Here is a 25,267-nt window from a genome sequence, read left to right as displayed (position 1 = left end):
TAAGAAAAGAAGTGCCCATCAAGAACATATGTTCATTTCAGACAAAGTCGGTGCACCGAGAAAAAATTGCCCCATTTTTTGTCGATTATATCAAGATGTGCGAAATAATCACCAGAATGCTAAAAAGTGGAAAATTTTAAAGCTAAGTATCAAAATTGCATTAAGCAAACGGGCTAACATCCCCGGTTTAAAAACCGGGGCATTACGCCTAATCCTCAGTAAATATGCAGTGTACAGACTGCTGATATCAGCACAGTGGTCACGGCAACTGATCCTGCTGTGCCAGCAATTGGTTGATAAACGTCTGACTCGCAATGGGCAGACTATCCCAGTCACGATACGCTAACGCAATTTCACGCGTTAACGGTGGTGTTAGTGGTCGCGTTGCTAATTTAAACGGCATTCGTTGGAGGGTGAGCTCAGCCAAAATACTAACACCAAGGCCTGCTTCCACCATTGTCATAATCGCATAGTCGTCATGAACTCGGAATTTTACGTTCGGCGTAACACCGGCACGCTGAAAGGCGGTTAGCGGTTCGCTGTAGCTACCTTCTTCCAATAGAATGAATGGGTCGGTTGCTAGTTTTTCAATTGGGACCGCTGTTAACTGGGCTAATGGGTGTTGCTCAGGGAGCACCGCCAGCATGTCGCCCCGTTTAATGGGCACGGTTTGAAACCCCTGGGTGCCAACGGGCGAGGTAATTCCAAAATCAATCATGTTTGTGCGTAACCATTCGCCAATGGCACTGTAATCCCCCATGTAAAAAACGAAATCAACGTTGGGGTAATCTTGTTGGAATGATTTGATTAACTTTGGTAGCCAGGTTCGGGTAATGCTGGAATAGGTGCCGATTCGAACCAATCCAGTGTCGAGACCACGAATCGCACTAGCGGTTTCTTTTACGGCTTGATACTGTCGGAGTGTTTGTTGCATTAGCGGATAAAGTTGCTGACCAGCAATCGTTAACGCAACCCCGTTTCGAGAACGGTTTAGCAGTTTAACGTCAAATTCAGTTTCGAGGGACGCAACGGCTTGGCTAACGGCTGACTGGGTGTATCCGAGTGCGTCTGCCGCTTTCGTGAAACTCCCAAATTGTAGAATGGTTTGGAGAACTAGAAATCGATTCACGATACATCACACTTTCTAATGTTAACATCAGTAACATTCGTTGTACTTATGGTTTAGCTCTTATTATACTAACCTATAAGTTCAAAGGAAAGGGTGACTAACAATGTCAATCTGGCAAAATTTAGGGTTACACAGGTGGCACAATGACTGAAACGAAAGCGAATTGGCTCCTAGTAAGTGTTTCATTGGTTTGGGGGCTATCTTACATATTCATGAAGTGGGGGCTAGTTTCCCTGCCCTTACTATTTGTGGTTGCGCTACGTTGTGGCATTGCATTTTTAATTCTGGTTGCCATTTTTCATCGACAATTGTGGCCGATGAATCGGCGAACACTGATTGCTGGTGCGATTGCGGGCGCTTTGCTGTGTGGTGTTTTCTTGGGATTGTTGTATGGCGTTAAATACACCTCGGCCTCCGAAGCGGCATTTTTAACCAATACAACCGTAGTGATCGTACCACTTATTCAGTTTGGCATAACCCGACAAGCGCCTTCTCGAATTCAGCTAGTGAGTTTAGGTATCGTCCTCGCGGGATTAGTGGCGCTAACGGGCGGCTTTTCACACGTTAATATTGGTAGTCTGTGGTGTTTGATTTCGGCCACGTTATACGCAGTTCACATCATTGTATCAAATCGGTTTGTGCGGTCAGTACGACCAATTCAGCTCGGCGTTTTGCAATTGGGATTTGCGAGTCTCTTCGCCTTGATTGGGTCAATGCTGTTGGGGCAGATTGAATTGCCGCACACGGTGGTTCAGTGGACGTCGATTTTAGGATTGTCGTTATTGTGCTCGGCTTATGGATTCACGGTTCAAGCATTCGCCCAACGGTACACGTCCGCTACGAATGTTGGCATGTTTTTCTCGTTGGAACCGGTATTTTCAGCCATCTTGGCGCGATTGTTATTGCAGGAAATGATGACGCCGGTGGCCTATCTAGGTGCGCTTCTTATTTTGATTGGCATTTATTTGAAACCAGTAACGGTGTGGTGGCGACAACGGGCAACGGTATCGGTCAAGTTGCACCGATGAGTTAACCATCTGAGTCAACGTCATCAAAAAAACTACGGTAATCGTCCAATTTAAACGATTATCGTAGTTTTTGTTGTTGCTTATGTTAGATCAACACAACCACTTTACCGATGCCGGTTGATTGTGCCAGATATTCATGCGCCTCACGGGTGTGTGCGAGGTCGAACGTCTTATCAGGCGTAACATCAATTTGATGATTCTCAATATAGGTGACGAGATGTTGAATCTGGTCAGCTGTCACGTTACCCGAGTAAAAACCGGTCAGATAACGATTGTTCGGAATGTCGACAATGGGGTCAAATTCTGGTATCGTCCATTGCCCACCGAGTTGACCGGTCGAATTTAAAATGCCGAATTCAGAGAGATGAGTAAATGAATCCGCAATGGTGGCCGGACCAACTAAGTCGACGATTTTATCAAACTGACCAGCTGAACCTGGTAATATCAACGGATCTTCGGTAATGAGTACCTTGTCCAAATTAAGCTGTTGTAGGCGGTGTTGCTTGCATGGATTGCGAGTTGTTCCCGTGATATTGGTGTTAAACGGTAACGACTGGATCAGTTTGATGACTGCCACACCAACGCCACTGGTAGCTGCCCTAATGAGCACCCGATCATCAGCCTTGAGTTGGAGACTATTGAAGATGCCAAACGCGGTATAGTATGTTTCCGGTACGGCAGCCAGCTGAGCTGGTGTGAGCGTGGTGGTTACCGGATAAATCTGGTGATTGGGTACCAGCACGTATTCAGCATAACTGCCATCAAAGTCGCGTCCCATTTCCCCCATTAACGAAACGACGCGTTGACCGGGATGGAGTTTGGTATCAGTGCTGACATCGATTATCCCCGTGACTTCGATGCCCAAAATTCTCGGGAACTTCACCGAGGGTGAGTCGCCTTGACGAGTAAAAATTTCTGAGTGATTAATGCCAAATCCCGCGACTTTGATCCGTGACCAACCAGGTTTCACAACTGGTTTTGGAACAGTCGTATACTCAAGGACTTCTGGGCCACCGGGATGGCGAACAACGATTGCGTGCATGGTGAGGACCTCCAAAGTAAATTAGACCTATCTTACCATTAACGAGCTAAAGGTCAACTGTAAGCGGTTGTCGAAGATTAATCGATTTGGTAGACTAAGGGTAACAAAGTAGAAGGGTGTGCTGATAATGACAGCTGCGATGAAGTTACGCACCATCCTTAGTGACTAAACAGTAATAGACACTGAGGTAATTGGGAGACATGACAATTGAATAGCACTGAGTTGCGAAGACTGATTGACATGTCTCTCGAGTAAGGAGCATGTATGACTTCACTAGTTGCAACACTCAATCAAATCAATCAACCACTGACTGAAACACGGACACTCACAATTGATCATTTAGCAGTGTATCAGGGAGAGCGGATTGGGATTATTGGCGATAATGGTCAAGGCAAAACGACGTTATTGAGAATTGTAGCACAACAATTGATCCCGCAACGTGGCACGGTGCAAAATTTTCAAACGTGGGGTTATTTATCACAGAGACCGAGTTTGAAAACGCGTCATCGATTTAGTGATGACGCTCAAAGCACTTTAACCTTAAGCGGTGGCGAGCAACAACGGCGCCGAATCGAGTTACTACTGGCTAATGGTGATTCAGGGTTACTTTTGGATGAACCAACAACGTATTTGGATCAAGCGGGTATCCGCGAGTTAACGGATGACCTGCGTTATTATTACGGCACATTACTGATTGTCAGTCATGACCGCACGTTTCTTGACCAAATCGTCACTAAACTTTGGGTGATTGCTGATGGCCAAGTTCGCGTTTTTAATGGTAATTATCAAGCGTATCAGGCGCAATTAGATACTGAACGGGTGACCATGAAGCGGCAAGCGGAAGTTACTCATCGTGAGCAGCGACGATTGCAACAAGCAATCACTCAACAAAAACAACGGGCGGGCCAAGCTGATCGAGTATCCGGAAAGCAACGACAACGGCACATTAAACCGGACCGCTATTCAGCAACTAAACAAAAGGATTCAGTTGCTAAAGCCGCTGCTAAGCGCGCCAATGCCATGGAAAAACGACTTGAACGGTTGGCTGTTAACGTTGAACCTAGCCGCCAACTGACGGTTACTTTTCCAGTACCAACCTATTTAGAATTGCATAATGATTATCCAATTCGAGGTGAACGAGTGACCATTGAGCGCGCTGGAAAGCTACTGCTAAACAACGTTAATTTTCAATTTGCACGGAATCAGGTTATTGCCATTACTGGTCCAAACGGCAGTGGTAAGACCAGTCTGTTTGATGATATTATAACGGGTGGTCCAGGCATTGTTGTTTCACCAAAGGCAAAAATCGCAATATATCAACAGTTCAGTAATCAATCCGCGGATTCAACACCACTGTTAACGGCGCTGATGCGGCAAACAGATTATCCAGAAAAAGTGGTGCGTCGAATTTTGGCGCAGCTTCGATTTAAGCAAGCGGCGGTGCAACAACCGCTGAATACCCTCAGTGGGGGTGAGGCGACCCGGTTTGCCCTTGCACGGTTATTCGTTCAACCAGCGAATATTTTACTTTTAGATGAACCGACTAATTTTATGGATATTGCAACCATTGAGTCTTTAGAGCAACTGCTAAAAGCTTATCCCGGAACCGTATTAGTAACCTCACACGATCAAAGTTTCTTAAATCACGTTGCCGATGCGGTCTACGCGATTAGCAAGCAGCAACTTAAACGAATCCGATGAGGTAATAAAAAGCCGTGACACTCAATTAAGAGTCGTCACGGCTTTTTCAAATAGCGCCTAGAGTATTGCACAAAGTAACAGCCCACCCATAATACCAAAGACGATGGTTAAATTAACCATGTTAAACTGCGTCGCATCGTGCACTTTCTTTTGAAAGTCATTGGCCAAGGCAGTTAACGGCAATGACGTATTGATCACCGCTTGGTAGTCGTCAATGAGCTGCTGAAACGTCTGATTAACGGCATTGAACTTGAGGTCTTGCATCCAAGCGAGCCAAGAAGTCAAAAAGGCAATCAGAATGATGACGGTTCCGCTGAAGATAACCGGATCACTCATGACATCATGGGTGACGGTGACCGATTTGATTAGTGCGGTAGGCGTTTGAATGATTAAAACGCTTACTACAGTCAACACAATCAGTAACATGCAGATCAATTGAATTAAGTTTAATCTTCGGTGACGATTTGCCTGTTGTTCTAATGATAAGAGTTGTTCCTGAACGTTAATTTGGTTAGTTGTGATATAGCCTTCGCGAATAAGCATGGCATGGCGTCCCTTCACTAAGATAATGCGGTGTTGCTAGCTAACACCAGGTGGTAAGTTCGTTGTGCTATGTGTACGTAACGACTTGAACGTCGAACAACGTCAATCTTTTGTATGTATTCTAATTCTAGTATACGTCATTTTGGTACGGATGAGACTGTATTTTGATCGATTCGAGTTGAATCGAGTGGTTTGAAATACGCAATAGGGTTTGGTAGCACTTGACCGGTAAACGGTAGCGCCAATACAACTAAAAATGAGTGACGTCAATCGCCAACTGAAAAGTGGGAATCGACGTCACTCATTCAAAAGATGCTAAGGATCAGTCTGGATTATAGCTCGCCAGTGATAAACTGCGCTTGCCCGTTCGCAAAACTCCAATCGGCATAGCCGTTTTCAACCATGTCGATCATTAAGTCGTGTGGATCGAGATCAAAGGTGGCTTGGAGTTTGGCTAAAAAGGTCTTATAGAAGGTGAGCTTTTCGGCTTCCGGCCGGGGACTCGTTCGAATGTTTAACATAATTCGGTGTGGGGAGCGGTTGAAACCTAGACCAGTATCGGCCATGACCAAATAATCAGGATCAAAGAAACTAACGGTCTGGTAACGGTCACCTTCAGGCGCGTGGAAAACTTCCAAGGTCGTGTCGTAGGCTAAATCAAGAATTGTTTTCACTTGCGGTTTCGTCCAGCTGCCCTGAACGAGGTTAAATTGAAGTAATGGCATAATGAGGACTTCTTTCTATATGAGTTACCTCGATAGTAGCGTGCACCGTTAAATTTAGCAATCAATTTTGCTTATTTTAGCATTATCGGTTAATTACTGAAGCTAAATCGTTGACTTAGAGTGGCCTCCAAGTTGTAGACTATTAAAGAACTTAAAGGAGGTACACCATGACAGTCATTACAGAAACCTTTGATTTAAATAACGGCATTAAGATGCCCAAAGTGGGCTTTGGTACTTGGCAAACCCGCCCTGGCAAGGAAACCTATGATGCGGTCACTAACGCATTGAAGGCGGGGTACCGCTTCTTGGATACCGCTAAAGCTTATGAAAACGAACAAAGTGTCGGTGAAGCGTTAGCTGATTTCGACATCGATCGCAGTGAGGTCTTTGTGCAAACAAAGCTTCCCGGTGAAACGAAAACTTACGAAGGCACGTTACGAGATTTTGAAAGTAGTTTGAAGGCGTTAAGCTTAGACTACGTTGATTCCTACATTATTCATGCGCCATGGCCATGGAATGATATGGGGTCAAATCATGATGACGATAACCGCAATGTCTGGCGCGCAATGCAAGAGATTTATGCTAGTGGACGGGCAAAGTCGATTGGCGTGTCTAACTTTAACTCCCACGACCTACAAAACTTGCTGGATTGGGACGGCTTAACGGTGGCACCAGCCGTTGATCAGATTCAGTACTACGTTGGCCATACGCAACCAACCATTGTGAAAACAGCGGAAGATCACGGTATCATGGTGCAAGCCTATTCACCGTTGGCAACTGGTGGCTTGTTGAACAGCGCTAAGCTAGAACAGTTAGCTGGGCACTACAACGTGACAGTTTCACAATTGGCGCTGCGTTACGTCATTCAAAAGGGGGCCGTTCCGCTACCTAAGGCCCGAGCAATGGCTCATGTTGAAGCAAACACCAAGTTGAATTTTGTCATCAACAATGATGATATGAAGACTTTGGATGGGATTCAATCAAATGGTGGTTGGCATCCAGTTGGTGATTAATTGATAAAATCGGGTTTCGTCAATTGACGGAACTCGATTTTTAGGTTGGGTAGTTGTAGACCTTCTGACAAGTAATCAATCATTTTTATCAAATTGTGATTCAAAAAATTTGACTTGGAGTGGACTTCAACGTTTAAACTAGATTTATAGTCTGACGACCGAATCGTTGCCATTCAGATGTCGATAACGAATTGAAGGAGTTTGAAAGAGAGATTGAAATTAATTAATCAGCAAGTGATGGAGGGTGAACGGGCGTTATTTCAAGCCCACGACCTCCAGATTGAGAATAGTACGTTTCAAAACGGTGAATCACCGCTCAAGCATGGCCACCATTTAAAAATTGACCATACGTTGTTTAAGTGGAAATACCCGCTTTGGTACAGCGATGATATTTCGGTAACTCAGAGTACTTTGAAGGCGGGGGCTCACGCTGGCATTTGGTACACCACACATTTGACCATGGACCACGTGATGATTGAAGATACCAAAACGTTTCGGCATGCCAGCGACTTAAAGTTGAGCCACTTGACGATGAGCGATGCTAAGGAAACGTTGTGGTGGTGTCACGATGTCCAACTTGATCACGTGACGGCAACTGGTGATTACTTTGGGAAGAACTGCGAAAACGTGGTTGTGAATGATTTGCAGTTGTCGGGAAACTACGCGTTTGATGGTGGTCGTAATATCGAAGTACACCATTCGACGTTCCAGACGCACGATGCTTTTTGGAATTGCGAGAACGTGACGGTTTATGATTCAACCCTGATTGGCGAATACCTCGCTTGGAATAGTAAGAACATCACCTTTATTAACTGTTGGATCGAAAGCGAGCAGGGGCTGTGCTACGTGGATCACCTGACAATGAAGAATTGCGCGTTGGTCAACACTAACTTAGCCTTTGAGTATTGTCATGAGATCGATGCTGAGATTACAACGACGATTGATAGCGTGAAAAATCCAGTGAATGGGCGCATTAAAGCACCAGCAATTGGTGAAGTGATTTTCGACGATCCCGCAATTGACGCGACTCAGACGCAAATTCAAACTCGGAGGCAATCAGCATGAGTGATGCATTTTCAGAAATGATCGATCGGCGACACACGAATTCCGTGAAGTGGGACGTGGCGGATGGCGAACTGCCAATGTGGGTCGCTGATATGGACTTTAAAACGGCGCCAGCCATTATAACGGCACTCAGCCAAACGGCTCAGCAAGGCATCTTTGGTTATCAAGAAGTTCCTCAGGCATACTTTGACGCGATTAAACGGTGGTACCAAACGATGCACCACTGGCAGTTGGACACGGAATGGATGATCTTTGCGACAGGCGTTGTGCCAACGATTTCGTCCGCCGTTCGCCGACTGTCCAACGTGGGTGATAACGTGTTGGTTCAAGCCCCTGTCTACGATATTTTCTACCATTCAATTGAAAATAACGGGCGGCACACGCTATCAAGTGACCTCCAGTATGTTGACGGCCAGTACCAAATCGATTGGACGGACCTTGAAGCAAAACTGGCGGCACCACGGACGACGTTAATGATCCTATGTAATCCACATAACCCAATCGGGATCGTGTGGCCGGCTAAAACGTTGGCCCGAATCGGTCAGTTGGCAGCGGAAAATGGCGTTACGGTAATCTCGGATGAAATTCATGGTGATTTAACGGCACCTGGTGTCGATTACATCCCGTTTGCGTCAGTGAATAACGTTAACGCGCAGCACAGTGTGACTTGTGTTTCGCCAAGCAAGACGTTCAACGTTGCGTCACTGCACACGGCAACCGTCATCGTGCCGAATCCGCAGTTACGGGCAATCGTGGATCGGGGACTTAACACGGATGAACTTGCAGAACCCAACACTTTTGCAATTCCAGCGACAATTGCGGCGTATACACAAAGTGACGAGTGGGTCCTAGCGTTGCGCCAGCAATTACAAGCTAATAAGGATCAAGTTGCTAATTTTGTGGCTGAACAACTCCCTCAATTACAGGTTGTTAAAGGCGACGCGACTTATCTGGTGTGGTTAGATATCAGTCAACTAAACCTATCAGCAACGCAGTTTAGTCAACAGTTGCGTGCTCAGACAGGGTTGTTCCTATCCAACGGTGCTGAGTATCGAGGAAATGGTGATCAATTCGTCCGCATCAACGTTGCGTGTCCGGCAGAGCGATTGACGGATGGGCTCCAAAGACTCAAACGCGGGGTTGAAATGATTATTCGTTCGGCATAGACGTAGTAGCTGAAAACACTCACGAAATTCACTCGAATTTTGTGAGTGTTTTTTGCTATTCTGCATAAAGATAATCATTTGATTTCTACAAGCATAAGGTCGTTCAATCAGTTTCGATTTCGTTTTAAGTCGGGTGGATTTAGTGAAAACGACTGAAAATTTGGCTGACAAATCGGACGAGATTACCCGATTTCTTCCGAATTAGCGTTAAAAATATTAATTTTTGAAAGTGACGTGAAACCGTGATGTATCAATGGATTAGCGTCTTTTAAAAAAGAAAAATAAATAATTGGACCGTATCAATTTCAGAAATTGTTGACTTTTGTCGAAATATTGGTATTATTAGACAAGTACAAAATGGCTTTTGATGATTCACGTTAATTGTTTGAAAGACTGTATTTATTTACGAAGGAGTGTAATTTCATGGCAGTAGATTTCGATTCCAAGTCATACTTGGAAAAAGTTGATGCATGGTGGCGTGCCACAACGTACCTTTCAGGTGGTATGATCTTCCTGAAGAGCAACCCATTGTTCTCAGTAACTAACACACCAATCAAGGCAGACGACGTTAAGGTTAAGCCAATTGGTCACTGGGGGACTATCTCAGGCCAAACTTTCCTTTATGCTCACGCTAACCGTTTGATCAACAAGTACGGCTTGAACATGTTCTACATTGGTGGCCCTGGTCACGGTGGCCAAGTAATGGTTACTAACTCTTACTTGGATGGTACCTACACTGATGCTTATCCAGAAATCACGCAAGACCTTGAAGGTATGTCACGCTTATACAAGCGTTTCTCATTCCCTGGTGGGATTGGGTCACATATGACTGCCCAAACACCTGGTTCTCTCCACGAAGGTGGCGAACTTGGTTACTCATTATCACATGCTACTGGTGCCGTTTTAGATAACCCAGACCAAATTGCCTTTACGGTTGTTGGTGATGGCGAAGTTGAAACTGGTCCAGCGATGACTGCTTGGAACTCAATCAAGTTCTTGAACCCTAAGAACGACGGTGCCGTATTGCCAATTCTTGACGTTAACGGCTTCAAGATTTCCAACCCAACGCTCTTCAGTCGGATGAGTGATGAACAAATCACGAAGTTCTTCGAAGGTTTAGGCTGGTCACCACGTTTCCTTGAAAACGATGATATCCATGATTACATGACTTACCACGAAAAGGCTGCTAAGTTGTTTGATCAAGCTATCGAAGACATCAAGGCAATCCAAAAGGACGCCCGTGAAAACGGCCGTTACGAAGATGGCGAAATCGCTGCTTGGCCAGTTGTTATCGCTCGTTTACCAAAGGGTTGGGGCGGTCCTACTCACAACCCAGCCGGCGAACCAATCGAAGATTCATTCCGTGCGCACCAAGTACCACTTGGCTTGAGCCAAAAGAACTTGAGCGAATTACCAGAATTCGAAGCATGGATGAACTCATATAAGCCAACTGAATTGTTCAACGCTGACGGTTCATTGAAGGCTGAAGTTGCTGACTTTGCACCTAAGGGTGACAAGCGGATGGCAGCTAACCCAGTTGCTAACGGTGGTCGTGCACGTGGCGAAAAGCCTGCATTGCTTGACTTACCTAACTGGAAAGATTACGCAAACGAAATCAACGAAAGCAACCGTGGGACTCAATTGCCAGATGGCAACCGTAACATGGATATGAACGTTCTTTCTACGTTCTTTGCTGGCGTTGCTACTAAGAACCCTAACTCATTCCGGATCTTCGGCCCTGACGAAACGATGTCAAACCGTCTCTGGGAAATGTTCAACATTACTAACCGTCAATGGATGAGCAAAGTTAAGGAACCAAACGACCAATACGAAGCCCCAGAAGGCCGTATCTTGGATGCTCAATTATCTGAACACCAAGCTGAAGGTTGGTTGGAAGGTTACACGTTAACTGGCCGTCAAGGGATCTTCGCTTCATACGAATCATTCCTTCGTGTCGTTGACTCAATGACTACTCAACACTTCAAGTGGATCCGTCAAGCTGCTGCTGAAGACTGGCGCAATGATTACCCATCATTGAACTTGATCTCAACTTCAACTGTGTTCCAACAAGACCACAACGGTTACACCCACCAAGATCCAGGTATGTTGACTCACTTGTCAGAAAAGAAGTCTGACTTTATCCGTCAATACCTGCCAGCTGATGGTAACACCTTATTAGCTGTCTTTGACCGTGCATTCACTGACCGTCAAAAGGTTAACCACATCGTTGCTTCTAAGCAACCTCGTCAACAATGGTTCTCAATCGATGAAGCTGAAGAATTGGCTAACACTGGTTTGAAGACCATCGACTGGGCATCTACTGTTGCTGAAGGCGAAGACGCTGATATCGTCTTTGCAAGTGCTGGTGTTGAACCAACCATCGAAACGTTGGCTGCTTTACACTTAGTTAACGAAGCCTTCCCAACTGTTAAGATGCGTTACGTCAACGTTGTTGAATTGGAACGTCTTCAAAAGAAGAACGGCCCATTGAACGACGACCGTGCCTTGACTGATGCTGAATTCAGCTCATTCTTCGGCGAATCAGGGACTCCTGTTGTCTTTGGTTTCCACGGTTACGAAGACTTGATCGAATCATTCTTCTACGAACGCGAACACTTAGGCTTACGTGTCCACGGTTACCGTGAAGATGGTGACATCACCACTGCTTACGATATGCGTGTCTACTCAGAATTAGACCGTTTCCACCAAGCTAAGGATGCTGTTAACACCTTGGCTGCCAAGGGTGCTATCGACGCTGCTGCTGCCGAAGCCTTTGACAAGAAGATGGATGACATCTTAGCTAAGCACTTCAAGGTTACCCGTGACGAAGGTCGCGATATTGAAGAATTTACTAAGTGGGCTTGGACGCCATTGAACAAGTAATTCTGAAACTTTAACATTAAAAAGCTCCGTTGCCGGTCTCGGTGACGGGGCTTTTTTGCTAGTGTGCGGAGCGAGGCCGCTACACATAGCTTTTTGCCTCGCGCAGCACCATTCGGCGCGGTGGCCAGAAAGTACGTGGTTGACAAATTTTTATAACTTCAAGAACCACGGAAAATAACAGGTTAAGTGGCGCCGAATTTTGTAGCCTGAACGAGCGCTTCTCAATGCGGCTTTGGTGAGCAAAACGACGATAAACAGCCAACACCTAAATCACGTCTAACGCTTACGCTAGCACAAACATAGACTTGCAATACCACCACCTAATCTGTTAAACTAGCAGTTACACTTATTGGGGGTGATAGTTTGGTACGTCTCGTATCTTCTGGTGAAGCGGTTGCTGTCTGGTAACCGAATCACTAGATTGGAATTTCCTTTCTACTGATTCTGATTTGAAACGAAAGGAATTCTTCATGACATTAGAATTACAACCTTATCAATACATGCAACTGAAAGCCATCGTCTATAACTTGATCGATAACTACAAATCGGTCAACGATCATCGAACCGTCGATGCCGTCCAATCATTGGCGGTTGAGCAGATTCGCCAGATCGTGCCGACACCGGCACCTGAAATGGAGGATTTGATTAGCTTTGCGTTGGATCACCAAGTGAGACGCGAAGCGACGGATCGGTATTTTGAGACGTTTAAGGCTCATGTGGTTGGTTTCGCACAACCAAGTAAGAAGCAGGTTGAGAAGGTATTCCGGAAAGTTAAAAAACTGAAGCAGCCCGATTTTGAGGCAATCGACTTACGTGAGCACACCTACATCGGTTGGAACGACCTCGGAACGCGGCGCAAGTACTTGTTGTACTATACAGATGGAAGGCTAGCAGGTCTGAACGGTGACCTTTCTGCCACCGTGATCAAGGGTTTTTGTGCAATCTGCCACCAAGAGGGGAACGTTTCCCTCTTCACCGCCATCAGCAAAACGGGTGGTGACGGTCGTTACACGAAAAAGGGCAACTATATCTGTACGGACAGTGATCAGTGCAACCGCCAGTTGTACCGGCGCGAGGACTTTGATCAGTTTTTACGGGATATTAAATAATAAATGAAGTAACGCCCTGAATTTGCCGATTGGCTGATTCAGGGCGTTTTAAATTGAATTTAAACCTAGTTTAGGTGGTTGTTAACCGTTAGAATAGGGATGACAATAAAGTTTGACAGCCAATTTAGGTCAGTTATAAGTGAGTTTGGCGGTAGTGGCATCAACATCGTGCTAGTTTAGGGATTGAGGAGCGATCAATATGATGCACATTCATCAGCAAATTAAGCACCACCGAGAACGACTTGGGTTAACCCAGGACATGTTGGCGGAAAAACTGTACGTCTCACGCCAAACGGTTTCAAATTGGGAAACAGGTCGGAGTTATCCAGATTTGGAGAATTTGCTTCGTTTGAGCATCTTATTTGATATTTCCTTAGATGAGTTAGTGAAGGGAGATGTTGATGTCATGAAGCAGGAATTAGATACGGTTCGTTCGAATCGGTTGGTAGTGGTGATGACTGTTTTATTGGGACTGACTGCGTTCAGTACTGGGCCATCGGTCATGATTTTAGGTTGGTGGGGAGCGGTGATTCCAATTACGTTTACGTTGGGTGCAATCTATGCAGGTATCCGGGTAGAGCAGTGGAAAGCGCGTCATCAGTTACGGACGTATAGCGAAATTGTGGCCTTTCAGAAACAGCAGACTTTAACGGATGACGAAAAGCGTCAAAATTGGATTAAGGATCGTTTGGTGTTCGTGGCGACGATGAGTTTATTTATTTTAGGCGGAATTGGTCTGACGTTATTAGGGTTCTGGTTGGTTCAGTAACGGTAATTGCGAACAATAACCAGAAAAACTGTTATTTAGGCAATGTTTGATTGCGAAAATAACAGTTTTTGGTGTTGATACCACAATAGTCGCTGTTTTGGCACAAAAAGTTGATAAAATTCCAAAATGATACATAAACGTAAAATAATACCGTATTGAGGTTGCCTAGTAAAACGTGTTAAGATAATACTTATTCTTAAAAGTATTTAAATTAGGGCGACCTTGAATGGGGAAAATAAATGGACTATGAACAGTATCGGGAGTGGCTACTCTTCTTTCAGCGGGTAGCGGTCCTTAGCTTCTTTAGTATTGGCTTCATTCAGTATTATCAACGAGTTTGGTCAGACGTGTTTGAAACCGATGCAGGTGATTTGACTAAACTGCGGCGAGTTGGCCGGCGAATTTATCTGGTACTACTCTCATTGGGATTGGGCTTAGGCGTTCACTTGATTACGATGGCGTTCATGCATAACAACACGGCATTGATTTATCACAACCTTGCCCTCTACGTGCTAATTGTCCCGTTAATGTTTGGTGGTTTCAACCGGGTAGAAGTCGGGTTTCAAATGGTTGCTGTCTTGGGCGTTTGGTGGATGCACCATGCCACGAATTTTTGGCACTTACCAACACTGTTAGCGTTGTTGGGATTTACGGTGATTATTGTGCTTGTTCACCGGGAGCGGGCTGGTACGGTCCATCGCAGCCTTTACATGATGGTTGCGTCGATTTTTGTGGCGGGACTGTTTTGGTTGAGCGCGCCTGCGGTTTCAATGGGAATGCCGTTGGATAACCTGATGCGGGTTGAGGGCATGGCATTGTATTCGCTCATGTTATGTATTGTTGTGGGCTACTGGATGCGGCAGTATCGACAGGAACAACGCAATCGCCAATTGGAACGCTTGGCGTCGTATGAACAGGGTACCAATGTTGGTCAAGCTGACAGCCAGCAGGGAGAATTGACCCAGTTATTTGATCAAGCGCAGCAGCAACACACACCATTGACCTTCGTAGCGCTCGATATTGACCATTTCCGGCAGTTAAACGATCGGTTTGGCCATCCTGGCTGGCAATACGGTTCTGATTGGTCTAACGGCCACTTTAAGCCGTGTGTTGAATAATGCCAATATTGAGCATCGACTGTACTTTACTTCGGGCGAAGAGGTCAACGTGGCCTTTCCCAACCACACGCCGGATCAGGTGATGTCGGTGATTCGAGGCTGTTGGCAGGCAATTCGAAAATCCGAATTTTCGTATGCCAATCACAGTATTGTGGTAACGGCTTCGGTTGGTGTGACGTCACAGCAACCCGAAGACACAAGTATTAACGATATTTACAAACGGGTGGATGATGCGCTCTCTAAGAGTAAACGCAACGGTCGCGATATGATTACCTTAGATAACCAGCTGATTTCTGGAACAAGTAGCATTGAAAAGCGGTTAAACGATTACTGTTACTTCTCACAGGGTGTTTATGATATTGATCGGGCAGGGCAGCCTCGATTTTATCATGAATTACTATTGCGGACCTATGACGAGTTGCAGAAACGCTGGATCTTACCAGATACGTTTGAGTTACCAGCGTGGATGCAAATTTCGTTGTTAAAAGATTTCATGGCACAAACTGAGTTACAAAACTTCAACATGAATCTAACTGCCGCTCAGTTTGTGGACCTAGATTTAGCAGAAGCCCTAACTCAGTTCGCGGAAAGTGATGAAGGCCCCGATAATTTAACGATTGAAATTACGGCGTTGACTGATTCTCAGACAATGCGGCGAATCTGTGCGGTCTATCGAGCATCTAAAATTAAAATTTTGATCGACGATGTTGGTAGTGATAACAGTTTTGAAATGGTGCGTAATATTGTGCCTTACATTAACGGCGTTAAATTTGCGATGCAAAATCTTCGCCAAACTACCAGCGATGCTGAACTTCGAGAACGGGTTCAATTCTGGGTTCAAATCGCCAAAGAAAATCAACTGAGCTTTGTGCTTGAAGGTGTTGAAACTGAGGCCGATTTGGCCTTTGCAACGCAACTTGGTGTTCGGTATGTGCAAGGGTATTACTTTGGTAAGCCAAGACCTGCTGGACCGGAACGACAGGCAAGTTAGTTTAAGGATGAGAGAAGGGGCTAAGAAAAAGGTCCATATTGGTAAGTATCGAACTAATTTCTTAACTCGAAGTGAGTTAAAAATTTCACTTTATCTCAAGACTGTTATCTAGTCTAAACGTGCGCCAAAACTCAGGCCCCGGCCATATAAAAGAACCGGCCCGTAGATTCCAAAACCAGGAATCCACGGGCCGGTTCTTTTATATTCTGGGACCTAAACGAGTTTTTGCACACTCTCTTTTTTGCGTTATAACGGCAATCCGATAGACCTCGGCCATCAGACTATTTTGTAATAAAGTTGTATTTAGTGGTCAAAAGCACTATAGTTAAACTAATCAATCGTGTACGAACTATTCCGACACGATCAATCTAACGAGGTGAGGTGACTTATGGCAACACAGGCATTAAGTTTGGCGGAACAACTTTGTTTTTCGGTGTACAACGCCAATCGATTATTTAATCAATTTTATCAGCAAGCATTGACGCCATATCAACTCACGTACCCGCAGTACCTAGTCTTGCTGGCATTGTGGGAGCGAGATCAACAAGCCGTTCACGAGTTAGCAGACCAGCTTCATCTGGCGAGCAATACGCTCACGCCGATGTTGAAACGCATGGAACAAGCGGGGTGGGTGACCCGCACTCGGCCAGCTGAGGATCAACGTCAGCTCATTATCACATTGACCGATCAAGCCCGCGACCAGCAGGCTGAAATCGTGAGTGCCATTCTCCACTGTATTCAAGACCAAACAGCGTTGACTGCGGCGGACTATGAGCGCATGTTGGCAGATAACCAACGGCTAGTGACCGAATTACGAAAAGTTGTGAAATAGGGAATCACGAAGGGAGTTTTTTAAATGACAGCCATTTATGACTTTCAAGAAACCGAAATGAACGGAACAGCGATTGATTTTAGTCAGTATCAGGGCAAGGTGCTCCTGATTGTAAATACCGCAAGTAAGTGCGGACTGGCGCCACAATTGAAGGGAATTGAAGCCCTCTACCAAAAGTACCACGAGCAGGGACTTGAGGTTTTGGGTCTACCCTCTAACCAATTTCATCAGGAACTAGATTCAGATGAAGCGACCAGTGAATACTGTCAGTTACACTACGGCGTAACGTTCCCAATGACTCAGCAGGTTCGCCTCAACGGTGATGATGAAGACCCCTTGTTCACATACCTGAAAGAAACCGCAGGGCATGGTCGGATCAAATGGAACTTTACGAAGTTTTTAATTGGCCGAGATGGTCAATTGATCGACCGATATGCGCCAATCTATAAACCAGAAAAGATGGAACCAGCAATCGTTGCAGCATTAAACGTTAAGCAAGATTAGTCCAAACAAAATAACGGCATCATGAGCTCACCAGATTGGTAAACTCATGATGCCATTTTAGTTATTGCTCAGATTGGTTTTCTTGTTGATCAGCTTTTAACTGTTTTAAAAGGGCTTCATCCCGGAACTGAACCAGTTTTTGACCGGTTTCACCAGACCAGTCGTAAAAACCTTCGCCAGTCTTCAATCCCAGTTTTCCCTGCTCAACTTTCTCTTGCAGGTGTGGGTCGGGGCCTTGTTGATGCGACAAGTCAGCGTAAAGGTAATCGCTGATACTCTTGAACACATCGAGACCACCGAGGTCGGCGCTCGCAACTGGCCCGATTAGGTTCCAGCGACGGCCTAAACTGTATTTGATAATATCATCGACTGCTTCGGGGGTTGCGATGTCGGCGCCGATGATATGAAAGGCTTCCCGGAGAACAGCGAGTTGAATCCGGTTGCCGACGAACCCGAGAGCGGCTTTTTTGAGTGGAACCGGATGTTTGCCGACGTGTTTCAGTAAAGCGACCGTTTCCGTCACGATTTCTGGGGCAGTATGCTCGCCAGGAACAACCTCAACGAGCGGCATCAGTTGTGCCGGATTCATAAAGTGGGCAACGACGAACCGTTCCGGATGGGTTAAAACTGATTGAATTTTGGTTGGGTCCAAACCAGACGTGTTCGTGGCTAGAATGGCATCTGGTTTGACGAACTGTTCAACTTTTTGCCAAACGCTTTGTTTGATGGCCATATCTTCGATCACCGATTCGATAACGAAATCAGCGTCCGTTAACGCAGTTTTGTAATCAGTCGTAAAGTGGATGTGGTCAAGAATCTTAGTTGGAAAATCAGTCAACATTCCCGTATGGTTGAAGGTTTCAAGGTCGTGTTCGATTTGTTGCCGACCAGCATCCAGTGCCTCGGTTGAGACATCTAATAAATTAACGGTGTAGCCAGCCATCGCAAATTGAAGCGCCGTTGCATGACCCATGGTACCAGCACCGATATTGGCAATCGTTTTAATAGCTGTTGCTTGCATAACAAACATCCCTTTCCTGAAAAAAGTGGGTTCAATTAAAGCCACCATTCAACCTAATTCGAGACAAAAACGGGTGATAGCTTAAATGGAAGGGCTTTCATTTATAATTGTAACACGTTCGTTGATTTGCAGTTAAGTTAAATCCAACTGAGGCAGAATTACCGTATCGACGATGGACAACAGGGCGTTGACTTCCTTTAGTGTTATAGCTTTAATAACCTTTAACCCTTAAACCTAAGTCTTTAATGACGGTTAAAAGACTGTTAAATCAGGGTTAAACGGAACATAAAATGACAATAATTCTGTTGAAGTAACCAAAATTCTAGTGACGTAACGGCGGTTCTATTTTGCGTAACAGAATTTCTGTAATCGATAACTAAAATTCTCTTGTTAAATAACGCTAATTCTGAGTTAAATAACCAAAATTCTGCGATATATATCAGTTATTCTGCTTAAGTAACAGAAATTCTGTTGGCTAAAAACTGACGCCCTGATTTAGAAAATTCGGCTCATACCGGCTATTAAAATTTTTTTAGCCATTATTTGGCGTCTAAATAAATGATTTTATCGTTATTAAAATAACGAAAATTCTGCTAAGATAACAAAAATTCTGTTAACGTAACAAGAATTCTATTTAAGTAACGCTAATTCTGAATTTGAGGGCGATTAAGGGTGTTAAACGGCGTTAAATCACCGTATTGAACTCGGTTTCACACTGTGTTAAAGTGGGAACAAGTGTTCAAAAACGGTGCTACAGAATTTTTGTTATTTAGAGGATGGGTGCAAGATGACGGAACTAACGACTGAGAGTAGACAGGCGCAGCTATCCCTTGGCGGTCACACAATCGTCAAGGTGGACAACGGGTTAAACTCGTTTGATTACTCGGGCTTTACTAAAATTGAATTAAACGTGTTTATGGCACTGTGTGCACAGTTGGTTGAAAAGGAGTCCGATACGATCACGATTCCGCTCTCTCAGTTACGTGAGTTGACCGGCTATACTGCCACAACGCGTGAGCGGATGGCTAAAGTGGTGATGTCAACGTATTATAAGGTGACCAACGTTAATATCGCGTATGTTGATACTGAAAACGATAAGGAAGGGGCTGGGCACCTCTTTTACAACTTTGAATTGGATCGAAAGAACATGTCACTGGAAGTTTCCGTCAACCCGAAGTTAACGTGGGTGTTAAATGATCTCGAAAATTCCTATACGATGTACCTGTTACCCGATTTCGTTGAGATTCATAACAAGTATGCCAAAATCATGTACATGCACCTGATGCAGTGGCGAACCTCAACGGCCACCCTCGAATTTACGGTTGATAAACTGCGTCAGGAGCTTGGGTTTCCCAAGTCATATCGCGGATCACAAATCAATAACCGGGTGATCAAACCAATTATTGAGGAGTTAACGCCATTGTTATCAGGATTTACGGTTGAAACCGTGAAACAGGGCCGAACCATTATCGGGTTTCGCTTCAGTTTCCAGCGTTTACCAAAGCTAAAAAATACCACTTTGAAGCAGGAAAAACGAATCGGCGAACTACAACGAATTGCGGATGAAAAGGGCCACGAACGAGTGAGGGCGAAACTAGCCGCTATGCCAGAAATTCCGTTATTTAATATTTCGGAGCAACCTTATGAACGTGAAGATCCGACCGTTGAGCAAACAGCACTGAATTTGACGGATGAGACGCGTTAAACTTAACGCATTAAAACAGGCACCCCTTAAACTTTGATTTCAGAGTTTAAAGGGTGCCTGTTTGATGGTTGCGGTTATTTTAAGTTAATGACGGTTAATTTTTCACGTGACATTGATAGGATACTGTTATGCACGCCTTGAGTGCCCATGCCAGAGGCTTTCACGCCTAAGAATGGGAAGTTGTCAGGCCCGCGTTCTGGACGGCCGTTGACTTGAATCGTGCCAGCTTCGACACCGCCTGCGATGCGCAGGGCCTTATCAAGGTCTTGCGTGAAGACACTGGCTTGCAGACCGAATTTAGACTGATTAGCGAGCTTGATGGCTTCAGCGACAGATTCGACCCGAATAATGGGGAGGACTGGGCCGAAGGGTTCGATCCAAGCCACTTTCATGTCGGGGGTCACGTGATCAAGAAGTGTTGGGTAGATCAAGTTACCTTCACGTTTGTTACCCGTGACCAGGGTCGCACCTTTGGCTAAAGCATCGTCAATCAAATCTTGAACGAAGTCAGCTGCCTTTTCGGAAATTAAAGGCACAATTTTGCTGTTATCGGCTGGCGACCCAACGGTGAGGGCTTCGACCTGTTTCTTCAAGCCAGCAACAAGGTCATCGGCGACCCGTTCGGAAACGAGGACCCGTTTGACAGCAGTGCATCGTTGTCCTGAATAGGAGAATGCACCGCCAATAATGTCAGCAGTGGTGACGTCTAGATCAGCGTCTGAACAAACAATCGCCGGATCCTTGCCACCAAGTTCCAAGACGAGTGGGACCATGATGGATTTAGCAGATAGGTGCTTACCGGTCTGGGTGCTCCCGGTGAAGCTGATCATATTGATATCTGGATGCTCCGTGAGATAATCCCCAATTTGAGAACCATGGCCGGTCAAGAGGCTAAGGAGACCGGCTGGTAAACCAGTTGCGGCCAACGACTGAATCATCTTGATGCCACTGATGGCGCCTTGAGTTGCTGGTTTGAAGATCACCGCGTTACCAGCCATTAACGCTGGCGCAATTTTAGCTGCCGCCAAATTAACCGGATAGTTAAATGGCGAGATGGCGAGCACGACCCCAAGCGGAACGCGTTCAATCACCCCAAGTTTATTCTTAGAGCCGCCAGGGAAGCCATCACCACGAACACTTTCACCGTGCATATGAAGGGCTTCTTGAACCGTGTAACGAATCAAATCTGCGGTTCTGACAACTTCTTTTTCGGCATCGGCGGCGTTTTTACCGACTTCGTTCATGACCGTTTCAGCTAACTCGGCTTTATTAGCGAGTAAGTTATCGGCCCATTGATTGAGGTAGGCGCCACGTTCGCTATTGGAGAGTGCGGCCCAAGCGGGTTGCGCCTGTTTGGCTTGTTTAATGCAAGCGTCGACTTCGGCTTGCGTAACGGCTTGAATGTCACCTAAGGGTTGGTGCTGCCAAGGAGATTCGATCGTAATGGTTTGGTTAGAAGCGCTCGTCTGCCAGTGGCCGGCGAGGTAGGCTTGATAAATTTGAGACATCTCGTCAACTTCTTTCTCTTATGGAAATGTAATGAAAAAATCTGAGTAGCGTACAAGATATGAGTATAATGGTCTAACTTTTATAAAGCAAGAAGTATTTAATAAATGCTGTTACACAAGCGTTTACTGAATGAAATTTCTGAATTGGTATAGTTTTCTGAAAATTGATTTCCAGATTGATTTACAATTAAGAAAGTTAATGATTAACTATTTTATGGTAAAATGATTAGAAAACCGAATGACGGGCGAAAAAAGGCCGTTATTTCTAGGAGGAATCGTAAATGCTTGGCTTTTTTTCGTACAGTTTGACGATGGCAATCACGCCCGGGCCGAATAACATTATGGCAATGCAAGAAAGTCGCCAACGTGGGTTTCGAGGGGCGTTACCGTTTTTGGGTGGGCTACTTGTCAGCTTCTTTATTTTGGATAGTGTTTGTTTTGCGTTTACGCATCTGCTAAGTGCGCTGTCACCAAAGGCGTTGACCGGTCTTCGAGTCATCGGGTCACTATATCTGGCCTACTTAATGGTTGGCCTGTTTCGGTCGGCGAAGACTGCCCCGAAGGACCAACCTAGTCAGCGTCGGTTTTGGGCTGCAATGCTGTTAAATTTTATGAACGTGAAAGTGATGCTCTACTTTTTGATTGGCTACGTGTCGTTTCTAATGCCGGCGTTTGGGACACAAATGGGTATTATTTTTGGATTCGGGATCCTGATGGCGTTGATGACTTTTGCGGCTAACTTGGTGTGGGCTGCAGCCGGGTCGGTATTTCAAGGTGTCTTTAATCGTTACGCAATCGTTGTGAACGTTGTGTTGGCAGTCCTGTTTCTGTATGCAATCTACCGAATGTGGCAATAAAGCGACAACCCGCTAATTTCCGTAATTAGCGTTAATATCACGATGGAAGCGCTAACATTATTCTTGAATCTCAGTCCATGAAGTGGGTATACTTATTGTTAGTGAGAAATGAGATCAACAGAGGTGGTGCAAACGTGACAACCAACGACGATCAATTAAATAACAAGCAAGTGACAGCTGACGTGGCGACGTTTCAAATGTGTTTAACGCAATTTTTAGCCTCTAATTTTTACCAGCAATTGATTGCAGAAGTCCCTACGCACTTTGTGAAGACGGCCATTGCGACGTTTAATCAAACGATGCAGACGCGCTTTGACGTGACGGTTACCCAGTGGCGTTCGAGTGAGGTGGTTGAATTACTTGATGAGCAATGGCAACAGACGACGTCGAGCTCGCAAGATATCGATTTATTCTTAACTACATACAGTGTAACTCGTTGCTTTGTGCTCTTTTTAGCGGATGAACAACTCATTGAAGAAGACTTCGGCACGCTTTCTAACGTGCTGTTACAGTTTGAGGTGCGGCGCGATATTCAGGAAACTGAACCGATTCGAGAACACCGGTTAACTGACCGACGAATGGCCTCGCTGGAAGAACTGTCACGAGAGATGCAACAGCAGGTGGAAAACTTTGTGGCGAGTCCAGGCTGGCAACGGGTTCCGGCTCAGGTTCACCCAAACGATGCGTACCATTACGTGGCCATTTTGTATCAACAACTGTATATTAACTACCATCAATTACCACAAGATTGGACGCAAGAAGCCGTGAGAAATGTGCTATTGAATGACTTTGTCTTGCATGTGGGCATCCCAGTAGCAAGTTATCAATTGATTGGGCCCACGCTGACGGCATTTTTAAACTATTTAGCAACCGTTGATTATTTATCAATGACTCAGGCTGAGCAAATCGTTAACGTGATTAACGCCGTGGCGACACAGATGACCCATAAGGCGGCTCGGGTTGCACGGTGGCGCGAACAGTGATTTAGTTTGAGAAAGGTTGACAAATCTAGTCAGTTTGTTAAGATAGCATTAAATAAAAATTAGTAAGCAATGAAAAGATGAGTAGTTGAGTTAACCTGCTAAGAGAGCTGGGAATGCTGAAAACCAGTCAGGTGAATCGATGAAGATGGTCTTCGAGTAAATTTAGCTGAGTTTTAAACGAGGTTAGGTTGGGTAATGCCCATTAACGCATTGAAGTCCAGTAACGTTGGACTTTAAGTTACCTGGTGTGAGCCCGGTAAAAAGTTAAGGTGGTACCGCGAGAACTGTCGCCCTTGAAAAGTTATTTTTCAAGGGCTTTTTTATTGCCGTTAACGACTATTAGGAGGAAATAAACAATTATGACAACTTATCCATACCGTGCCGATATCGTCGGCAGTTTTTTACGACCAGCAGCTTTGAAACAGGCGAATGCCGATTTTAAAGCGGGTAAAATCGATCGTGAGGCGTTAACCCAAGTCGAAAATCACGAAATTGATCATTTGGTTGATCAACAGGTGAAGGCAGGATTAAAAGACGTGACCGCTGGTGAATTTCGCCGTAGTTGGTGGCATTTGGACTTCTTGGGTGGCCTCAATGGTGCTGAATTTTTCACCCCTGATCACGGGTTCGTGTTCAATGGTCAAGAAACTCGCGCAGGGGCTATTCGAATCAACGGCAAAATTGCGTTTAATCCACAACACCCATTCTTTGATGATTTTAGCTATTTAAAGCAAATCGTGCCCGCTGGTATTGAAGCCAAGCAGACGATTCCAAGTCCGTCGGTGTTATTCCCAAATGAAGACGCAATGATTTATGATAATTACTACCACGATTTTGATGCCTTTTTGGCGGATGAAATTAAAGCCTACCAAGAAACGGTGCAACATTTTTATGATTTAGGTTGTCGCTACCTGCAAATCGATGATACGTCATGGGGCATGTGGGCCAGTTTTTCGGATGGAACGATCAATCCGGACCTGGTACCACTATGCGAAGCGGCGGTTAAGGCAATCAACGCGATTGCGGACAACAAGCCTGACGACCTGGTGTTGACTATGCACGTTTGTCGTGGCAATTATGATTCGAACTGGGCTGGCGCGGGTGCTTACGATCCCGTTGCTGATTATTTAGCACAGTTACACATTGATGGCTACTTCTTGGAATACGATGATGAACGGTCTGGCGGTTTTGAACCATTGAAAAAAATTGCTGAAAATGGTCGGCACCAACGAATCGTGTTAGGGTTAGTGACAACGAAGCGTCCCGAATTAGAAAAGGCCGATTTATTGAAAACTCGAATTGAAAACGCAAGTCAATTTGTTGATAAAAACGACCTTTGTTTATCACCACAATGTGGTTTTGCTTCGACTGAAGAAGGAAATCACCTCACTGAAGCTGATCAATGGGCTAAAATTAAATTAGTGGTCAATACCGCTAATGAAGTTTGGCCTAATTAGGGTTAACCGTTTTCAATTGCGTCCTTATCATCAATTGGTAAGCCTGAATTATTCATACCTTTCAAAAAAGTCGTCAGTTTTCATGTTTTTCAAAAACTGACGGCTTTTGATCTTGCTT

The 25,267-nt window shown here is 45.1% G+C and carries 22 protein-coding genes and 1 other annotated feature; of the genes, 16 read left to right on the top strand and 6 right to left on the bottom strand.

Features of this window, described 5'->3' with window-relative positions:
- Positions 1–259: 259 nt before the first annotated feature.
- Complete coding sequence (locus tag ACYVR3_RS13880; RefSeq protein WP_461244735.1) at positions 260–1,129, bottom strand: LysR family transcriptional regulator; 870 nt, start codon at positions 1,127–1,129, stop codon at positions 260–262.
- Between the two features lie 143 nt (positions 1,130–1,272).
- Here ACYVR3_RS13880 and ACYVR3_RS13875 point away from each other — a divergent pair, with 143 nt between their 5' ends.
- On the top strand, positions 1,273–2,157 hold the full coding sequence (locus ACYVR3_RS13875; RefSeq protein WP_461244734.1) for a DMT family transporter: 885 nt from the start codon (positions 1,273–1,275) through the stop codon (positions 2,155–2,157).
- 85 nt (positions 2,158–2,242) lie between these two features.
- Here ACYVR3_RS13875 and ACYVR3_RS13870 read toward each other — a convergent pair whose 3' ends face one another.
- Positions 2,243–3,199: a zinc-binding dehydrogenase gene (locus ACYVR3_RS13870; protein ID WP_461244733.1), complete on the bottom strand. Its 957-nt coding sequence runs from the start codon at positions 3,197–3,199 to the stop codon at positions 2,243–2,245.
- Positions 3,200–3,463: 264 nt separating this feature from the next.
- Here ACYVR3_RS13870 and abc-f point away from each other — a divergent pair, with 264 nt between their 5' ends.
- Complete coding sequence (gene abc-f, locus ACYVR3_RS13865; RefSeq protein ID WP_461244732.1) at positions 3,464–4,900, top strand: ribosomal protection-like ABC-F family protein; 1,437 nt, start codon at positions 3,464–3,466, stop codon at positions 4,898–4,900.
- Between the two features lie 57 nt (positions 4,901–4,957).
- Here the strand turns inward: abc-f and ACYVR3_RS13860 are convergent, their stop codons facing one another.
- Positions 4,958–5,443, bottom strand: coding sequence for a hypothetical protein (locus ACYVR3_RS13860; protein ID WP_461244731.1), 486 nt, complete (start codon positions 5,441–5,443; stop codon positions 4,958–4,960).
- 332 nt (positions 5,444–5,775) lie between these two features.
- The gene (locus tag ACYVR3_RS13855; protein ID WP_461244730.1) at positions 5,776–6,168 is read right to left on the bottom strand and encodes a tautomerase family protein; all 393 of its coding nucleotides are present in this window, start codon (positions 6,166–6,168) and stop codon (positions 5,776–5,778) included.
- 167 nt (positions 6,169–6,335) lie between these two features.
- On the opposite strand from ACYVR3_RS13855, the gene ACYVR3_RS13850 reads away from it, so the two are divergent.
- From ACYVR3_RS13850 to ACYVR3_RS13805, 10 genes are all read left to right on the top strand, one after another.
- On the top strand, positions 6,336–7,181 hold the full coding sequence (locus ACYVR3_RS13850; protein WP_461244729.1) for an aldo/keto reductase: 846 nt from the start codon (positions 6,336–6,338) through the stop codon (positions 7,179–7,181).
- A gap of 213 nt (positions 7,182–7,394) precedes the next feature.
- Positions 7,395–8,246 carry a DUF3737 family protein gene (locus tag ACYVR3_RS13845; RefSeq protein WP_461244728.1) on the top strand — a complete coding sequence of 284 codons (852 nt, stop codon included), beginning with the start codon at positions 7,395–7,397 and terminating at the stop codon, positions 8,244–8,246.
- Entirely contained in the window at positions 8,243–9,412 is a 1,170-nt protein-coding gene (locus tag ACYVR3_RS13840; protein WP_461244727.1) for a MalY/PatB family protein, read from the top strand. Before ACYVR3_RS13845 ends, ACYVR3_RS13840 begins: the two co-directional genes overlap by 4 nt.
- Before the next feature lie 423 nt (positions 9,413–9,835).
- Complete coding sequence (locus ACYVR3_RS13835; protein WP_461244726.1) at positions 9,836–12,295, top strand: phosphoketolase family protein; 2,460 nt, start codon at positions 9,836–9,838, stop codon at positions 12,293–12,295.
- Between the two features lie 470 nt (positions 12,296–12,765).
- Entirely contained in the window at positions 12,766–13,404 is a 639-nt protein-coding gene (locus tag ACYVR3_RS13830) for a FusB/FusC family EF-G-binding protein (protein ID WP_461244725.1), read from the top strand.
- 199 nt (positions 13,405–13,603) lie between these two features.
- Positions 13,604–14,173, top strand: a complete 570-nt coding sequence (locus ACYVR3_RS13825) for a helix-turn-helix transcriptional regulator (RefSeq protein ID WP_461244724.1) — start codon at positions 13,604–13,606, stop codon at positions 14,171–14,173.
- A 239-nt stretch (positions 14,174–14,412) separates the two neighbouring features.
- Positions 14,413–15,291 (top strand): GGDEF domain-containing protein, encoded by an 879-nt coding sequence (locus tag ACYVR3_RS13820; RefSeq protein ID WP_461244723.1) that lies wholly within the window; start codon positions 14,413–14,415, stop codon positions 15,289–15,291.
- The gene (locus tag ACYVR3_RS13815; protein ID WP_461244736.1) at positions 15,281–16,282 is read left to right on the top strand and encodes an EAL domain-containing protein; all 1,002 of its coding nucleotides are present in this window, start codon (positions 15,281–15,283) and stop codon (positions 16,280–16,282) included. The genes ACYVR3_RS13820 and ACYVR3_RS13815 overlap by 11 nt, the downstream gene beginning before the upstream one ends.
- A 388-nt stretch (positions 16,283–16,670) precedes the next feature.
- On the top strand, positions 16,671–17,114 hold the full coding sequence (locus ACYVR3_RS13810) for a MarR family winged helix-turn-helix transcriptional regulator (RefSeq protein WP_461244722.1): 444 nt from the start codon (positions 16,671–16,673) through the stop codon (positions 17,112–17,114).
- 24 nt (positions 17,115–17,138) lie between these two features.
- The gene (locus tag ACYVR3_RS13805; protein WP_461244721.1) at positions 17,139–17,618 is read left to right on the top strand and encodes a glutathione peroxidase; all 480 of its coding nucleotides are present in this window, start codon (positions 17,139–17,141) and stop codon (positions 17,616–17,618) included.
- 61 nt (positions 17,619–17,679) lie between these two features.
- Here the strand turns inward: ACYVR3_RS13805 and ACYVR3_RS13800 are convergent, their stop codons facing one another.
- Positions 17,680–18,639: a 3-hydroxyacyl-CoA dehydrogenase family protein gene (locus ACYVR3_RS13800; protein ID WP_461244720.1), complete on the bottom strand. Its 960-nt coding sequence runs from the start codon at positions 18,637–18,639 to the stop codon at positions 17,680–17,682.
- 787 nt (positions 18,640–19,426) lie between these two features.
- Between ACYVR3_RS13800 and ACYVR3_RS13795 the strand changes: the two genes are divergently transcribed.
- Positions 19,427–20,344 carry a replication initiation protein gene (locus ACYVR3_RS13795; protein ID WP_461244719.1) on the top strand — a complete coding sequence of 306 codons (918 nt, stop codon included), beginning with the start codon at positions 19,427–19,429 and terminating at the stop codon, positions 20,342–20,344.
- A gap of 74 nt (positions 20,345–20,418) precedes the next feature.
- On the opposite strand, the gene ACYVR3_RS13790 is transcribed toward ACYVR3_RS13795, so the two are convergent.
- Positions 20,419–21,852, bottom strand: coding sequence for an NADP-dependent glyceraldehyde-3-phosphate dehydrogenase (locus ACYVR3_RS13790; RefSeq protein ID WP_461244718.1), 1,434 nt, complete (start codon positions 21,850–21,852; stop codon positions 20,419–20,421).
- 281 nt (positions 21,853–22,133) lie between these two features.
- Here ACYVR3_RS13790 and ACYVR3_RS13785 point away from each other — a divergent pair, with 281 nt between their 5' ends.
- From ACYVR3_RS13785 to ACYVR3_RS13775, 3 genes are all read left to right on the top strand, one after another.
- Entirely contained in the window at positions 22,134–22,709 is a 576-nt protein-coding gene (locus ACYVR3_RS13785; RefSeq protein ID WP_461244717.1) for a LysE family transporter, read from the top strand.
- Positions 22,710–22,843: 134 nt separating this feature from the next.
- Positions 22,844–23,692, top strand: coding sequence for a hypothetical protein (locus tag ACYVR3_RS13780; RefSeq protein WP_461244716.1), 849 nt, complete (start codon positions 22,844–22,846; stop codon positions 23,690–23,692).
- Between the two features lie 60 nt (positions 23,693–23,752).
- Positions 23,753–23,990 (top strand) — a binding site (T-box leader).
- Positions 23,991–24,051: 61 nt separating this feature from the next.
- The gene (locus tag ACYVR3_RS13775) at positions 24,052–25,149 is read left to right on the top strand and encodes a 5-methyltetrahydropteroyltriglutamate--homocysteine S-methyltransferase (protein WP_461244715.1); all 1,098 of its coding nucleotides are present in this window, start codon (positions 24,052–24,054) and stop codon (positions 25,147–25,149) included.
- Positions 25,150–25,267 lie beyond the last annotated feature (118 nt).

This window comes from Secundilactobacillus muriivasis, from assembly GCF_054785195.1.
This window is presented reverse-complemented; position numbering and strand designations above follow the sequence as displayed.

What these genes read in the sequence shown, in the direction of transcription:
- ACYVR3_RS13875 (WP_461244734.1), top strand. Translation starts at nt 1,273, where the DNA reads ATGACTGAAACGAAAGCGAATTGGCTCCTAGTAAGTGTTTCATTGGTT.
- ACYVR3_RS13870 (WP_461244733.1), bottom strand. Translation starts at nt 3,199, where the DNA reads ATGCACGCAATCGTTGTTCGCCATCCCGGTGGCCCAGAAGTCCTTGAG.
- abc-f (WP_461244732.1), top strand. Translation starts at nt 3,464, where the DNA reads ATGACTTCACTAGTTGCAACACTCAATCAAATCAATCAACCACTGACT.
- ACYVR3_RS13860 (WP_461244731.1), bottom strand. Translation starts at nt 5,443, where the DNA reads ATGCTTATTCGCGAAGGCTATATCACAACTAACCAAATTAACGTTCAG.
- ACYVR3_RS13855 (WP_461244730.1), bottom strand. Translation starts at nt 6,168, where the DNA reads ATGCCATTACTTCAATTTAACCTCGTTCAGGGCAGCTGGACGAAACCG.
- ACYVR3_RS13850 (WP_461244729.1), top strand. Translation starts at nt 6,336, where the DNA reads ATGACAGTCATTACAGAAACCTTTGATTTAAATAACGGCATTAAGATG.
- ACYVR3_RS13840 (WP_461244727.1), top strand. Translation starts at nt 8,243, where the DNA reads ATGAGTGATGCATTTTCAGAAATGATCGATCGGCGACACACGAATTCC.
- ACYVR3_RS13835 (WP_461244726.1), top strand. Translation starts at nt 9,836, where the DNA reads ATGGCAGTAGATTTCGATTCCAAGTCATACTTGGAAAAAGTTGATGCA.
- ACYVR3_RS13830 (WP_461244725.1), top strand. Translation starts at nt 12,766, where the DNA reads ATGACATTAGAATTACAACCTTATCAATACATGCAACTGAAAGCCATC.
- ACYVR3_RS13825 (WP_461244724.1), top strand. Translation starts at nt 13,604, where the DNA reads ATGATGCACATTCATCAGCAAATTAAGCACCACCGAGAACGACTTGGG.
- ACYVR3_RS13820 (WP_461244723.1), top strand. Translation starts at nt 14,413, where the DNA reads ATGGACTATGAACAGTATCGGGAGTGGCTACTCTTCTTTCAGCGGGTA.
- ACYVR3_RS13810 (WP_461244722.1), top strand. Translation starts at nt 16,671, where the DNA reads ATGGCAACACAGGCATTAAGTTTGGCGGAACAACTTTGTTTTTCGGTG.
- ACYVR3_RS13805 (WP_461244721.1), top strand. Translation starts at nt 17,139, where the DNA reads ATGACAGCCATTTATGACTTTCAAGAAACCGAAATGAACGGAACAGCG.
- ACYVR3_RS13800 (WP_461244720.1), bottom strand. Translation starts at nt 18,639, where the DNA reads ATGCAAGCAACAGCTATTAAAACGATTGCCAATATCGGTGCTGGTACC.
- ACYVR3_RS13795 (WP_461244719.1), top strand. Translation starts at nt 19,427, where the DNA reads ATGACGGAACTAACGACTGAGAGTAGACAGGCGCAGCTATCCCTTGGC.
- ACYVR3_RS13790 (WP_461244718.1), bottom strand. Translation starts at nt 21,852, where the DNA reads ATGTCTCAAATTTATCAAGCCTACCTCGCCGGCCACTGGCAGACGAGC.
- ACYVR3_RS13785 (WP_461244717.1), top strand. Translation starts at nt 22,134, where the DNA reads ATGCTTGGCTTTTTTTCGTACAGTTTGACGATGGCAATCACGCCCGGG.
- ACYVR3_RS13775 (WP_461244715.1), top strand. Translation starts at nt 24,052, where the DNA reads ATGACAACTTATCCATACCGTGCCGATATCGTCGGCAGTTTTTTACGA.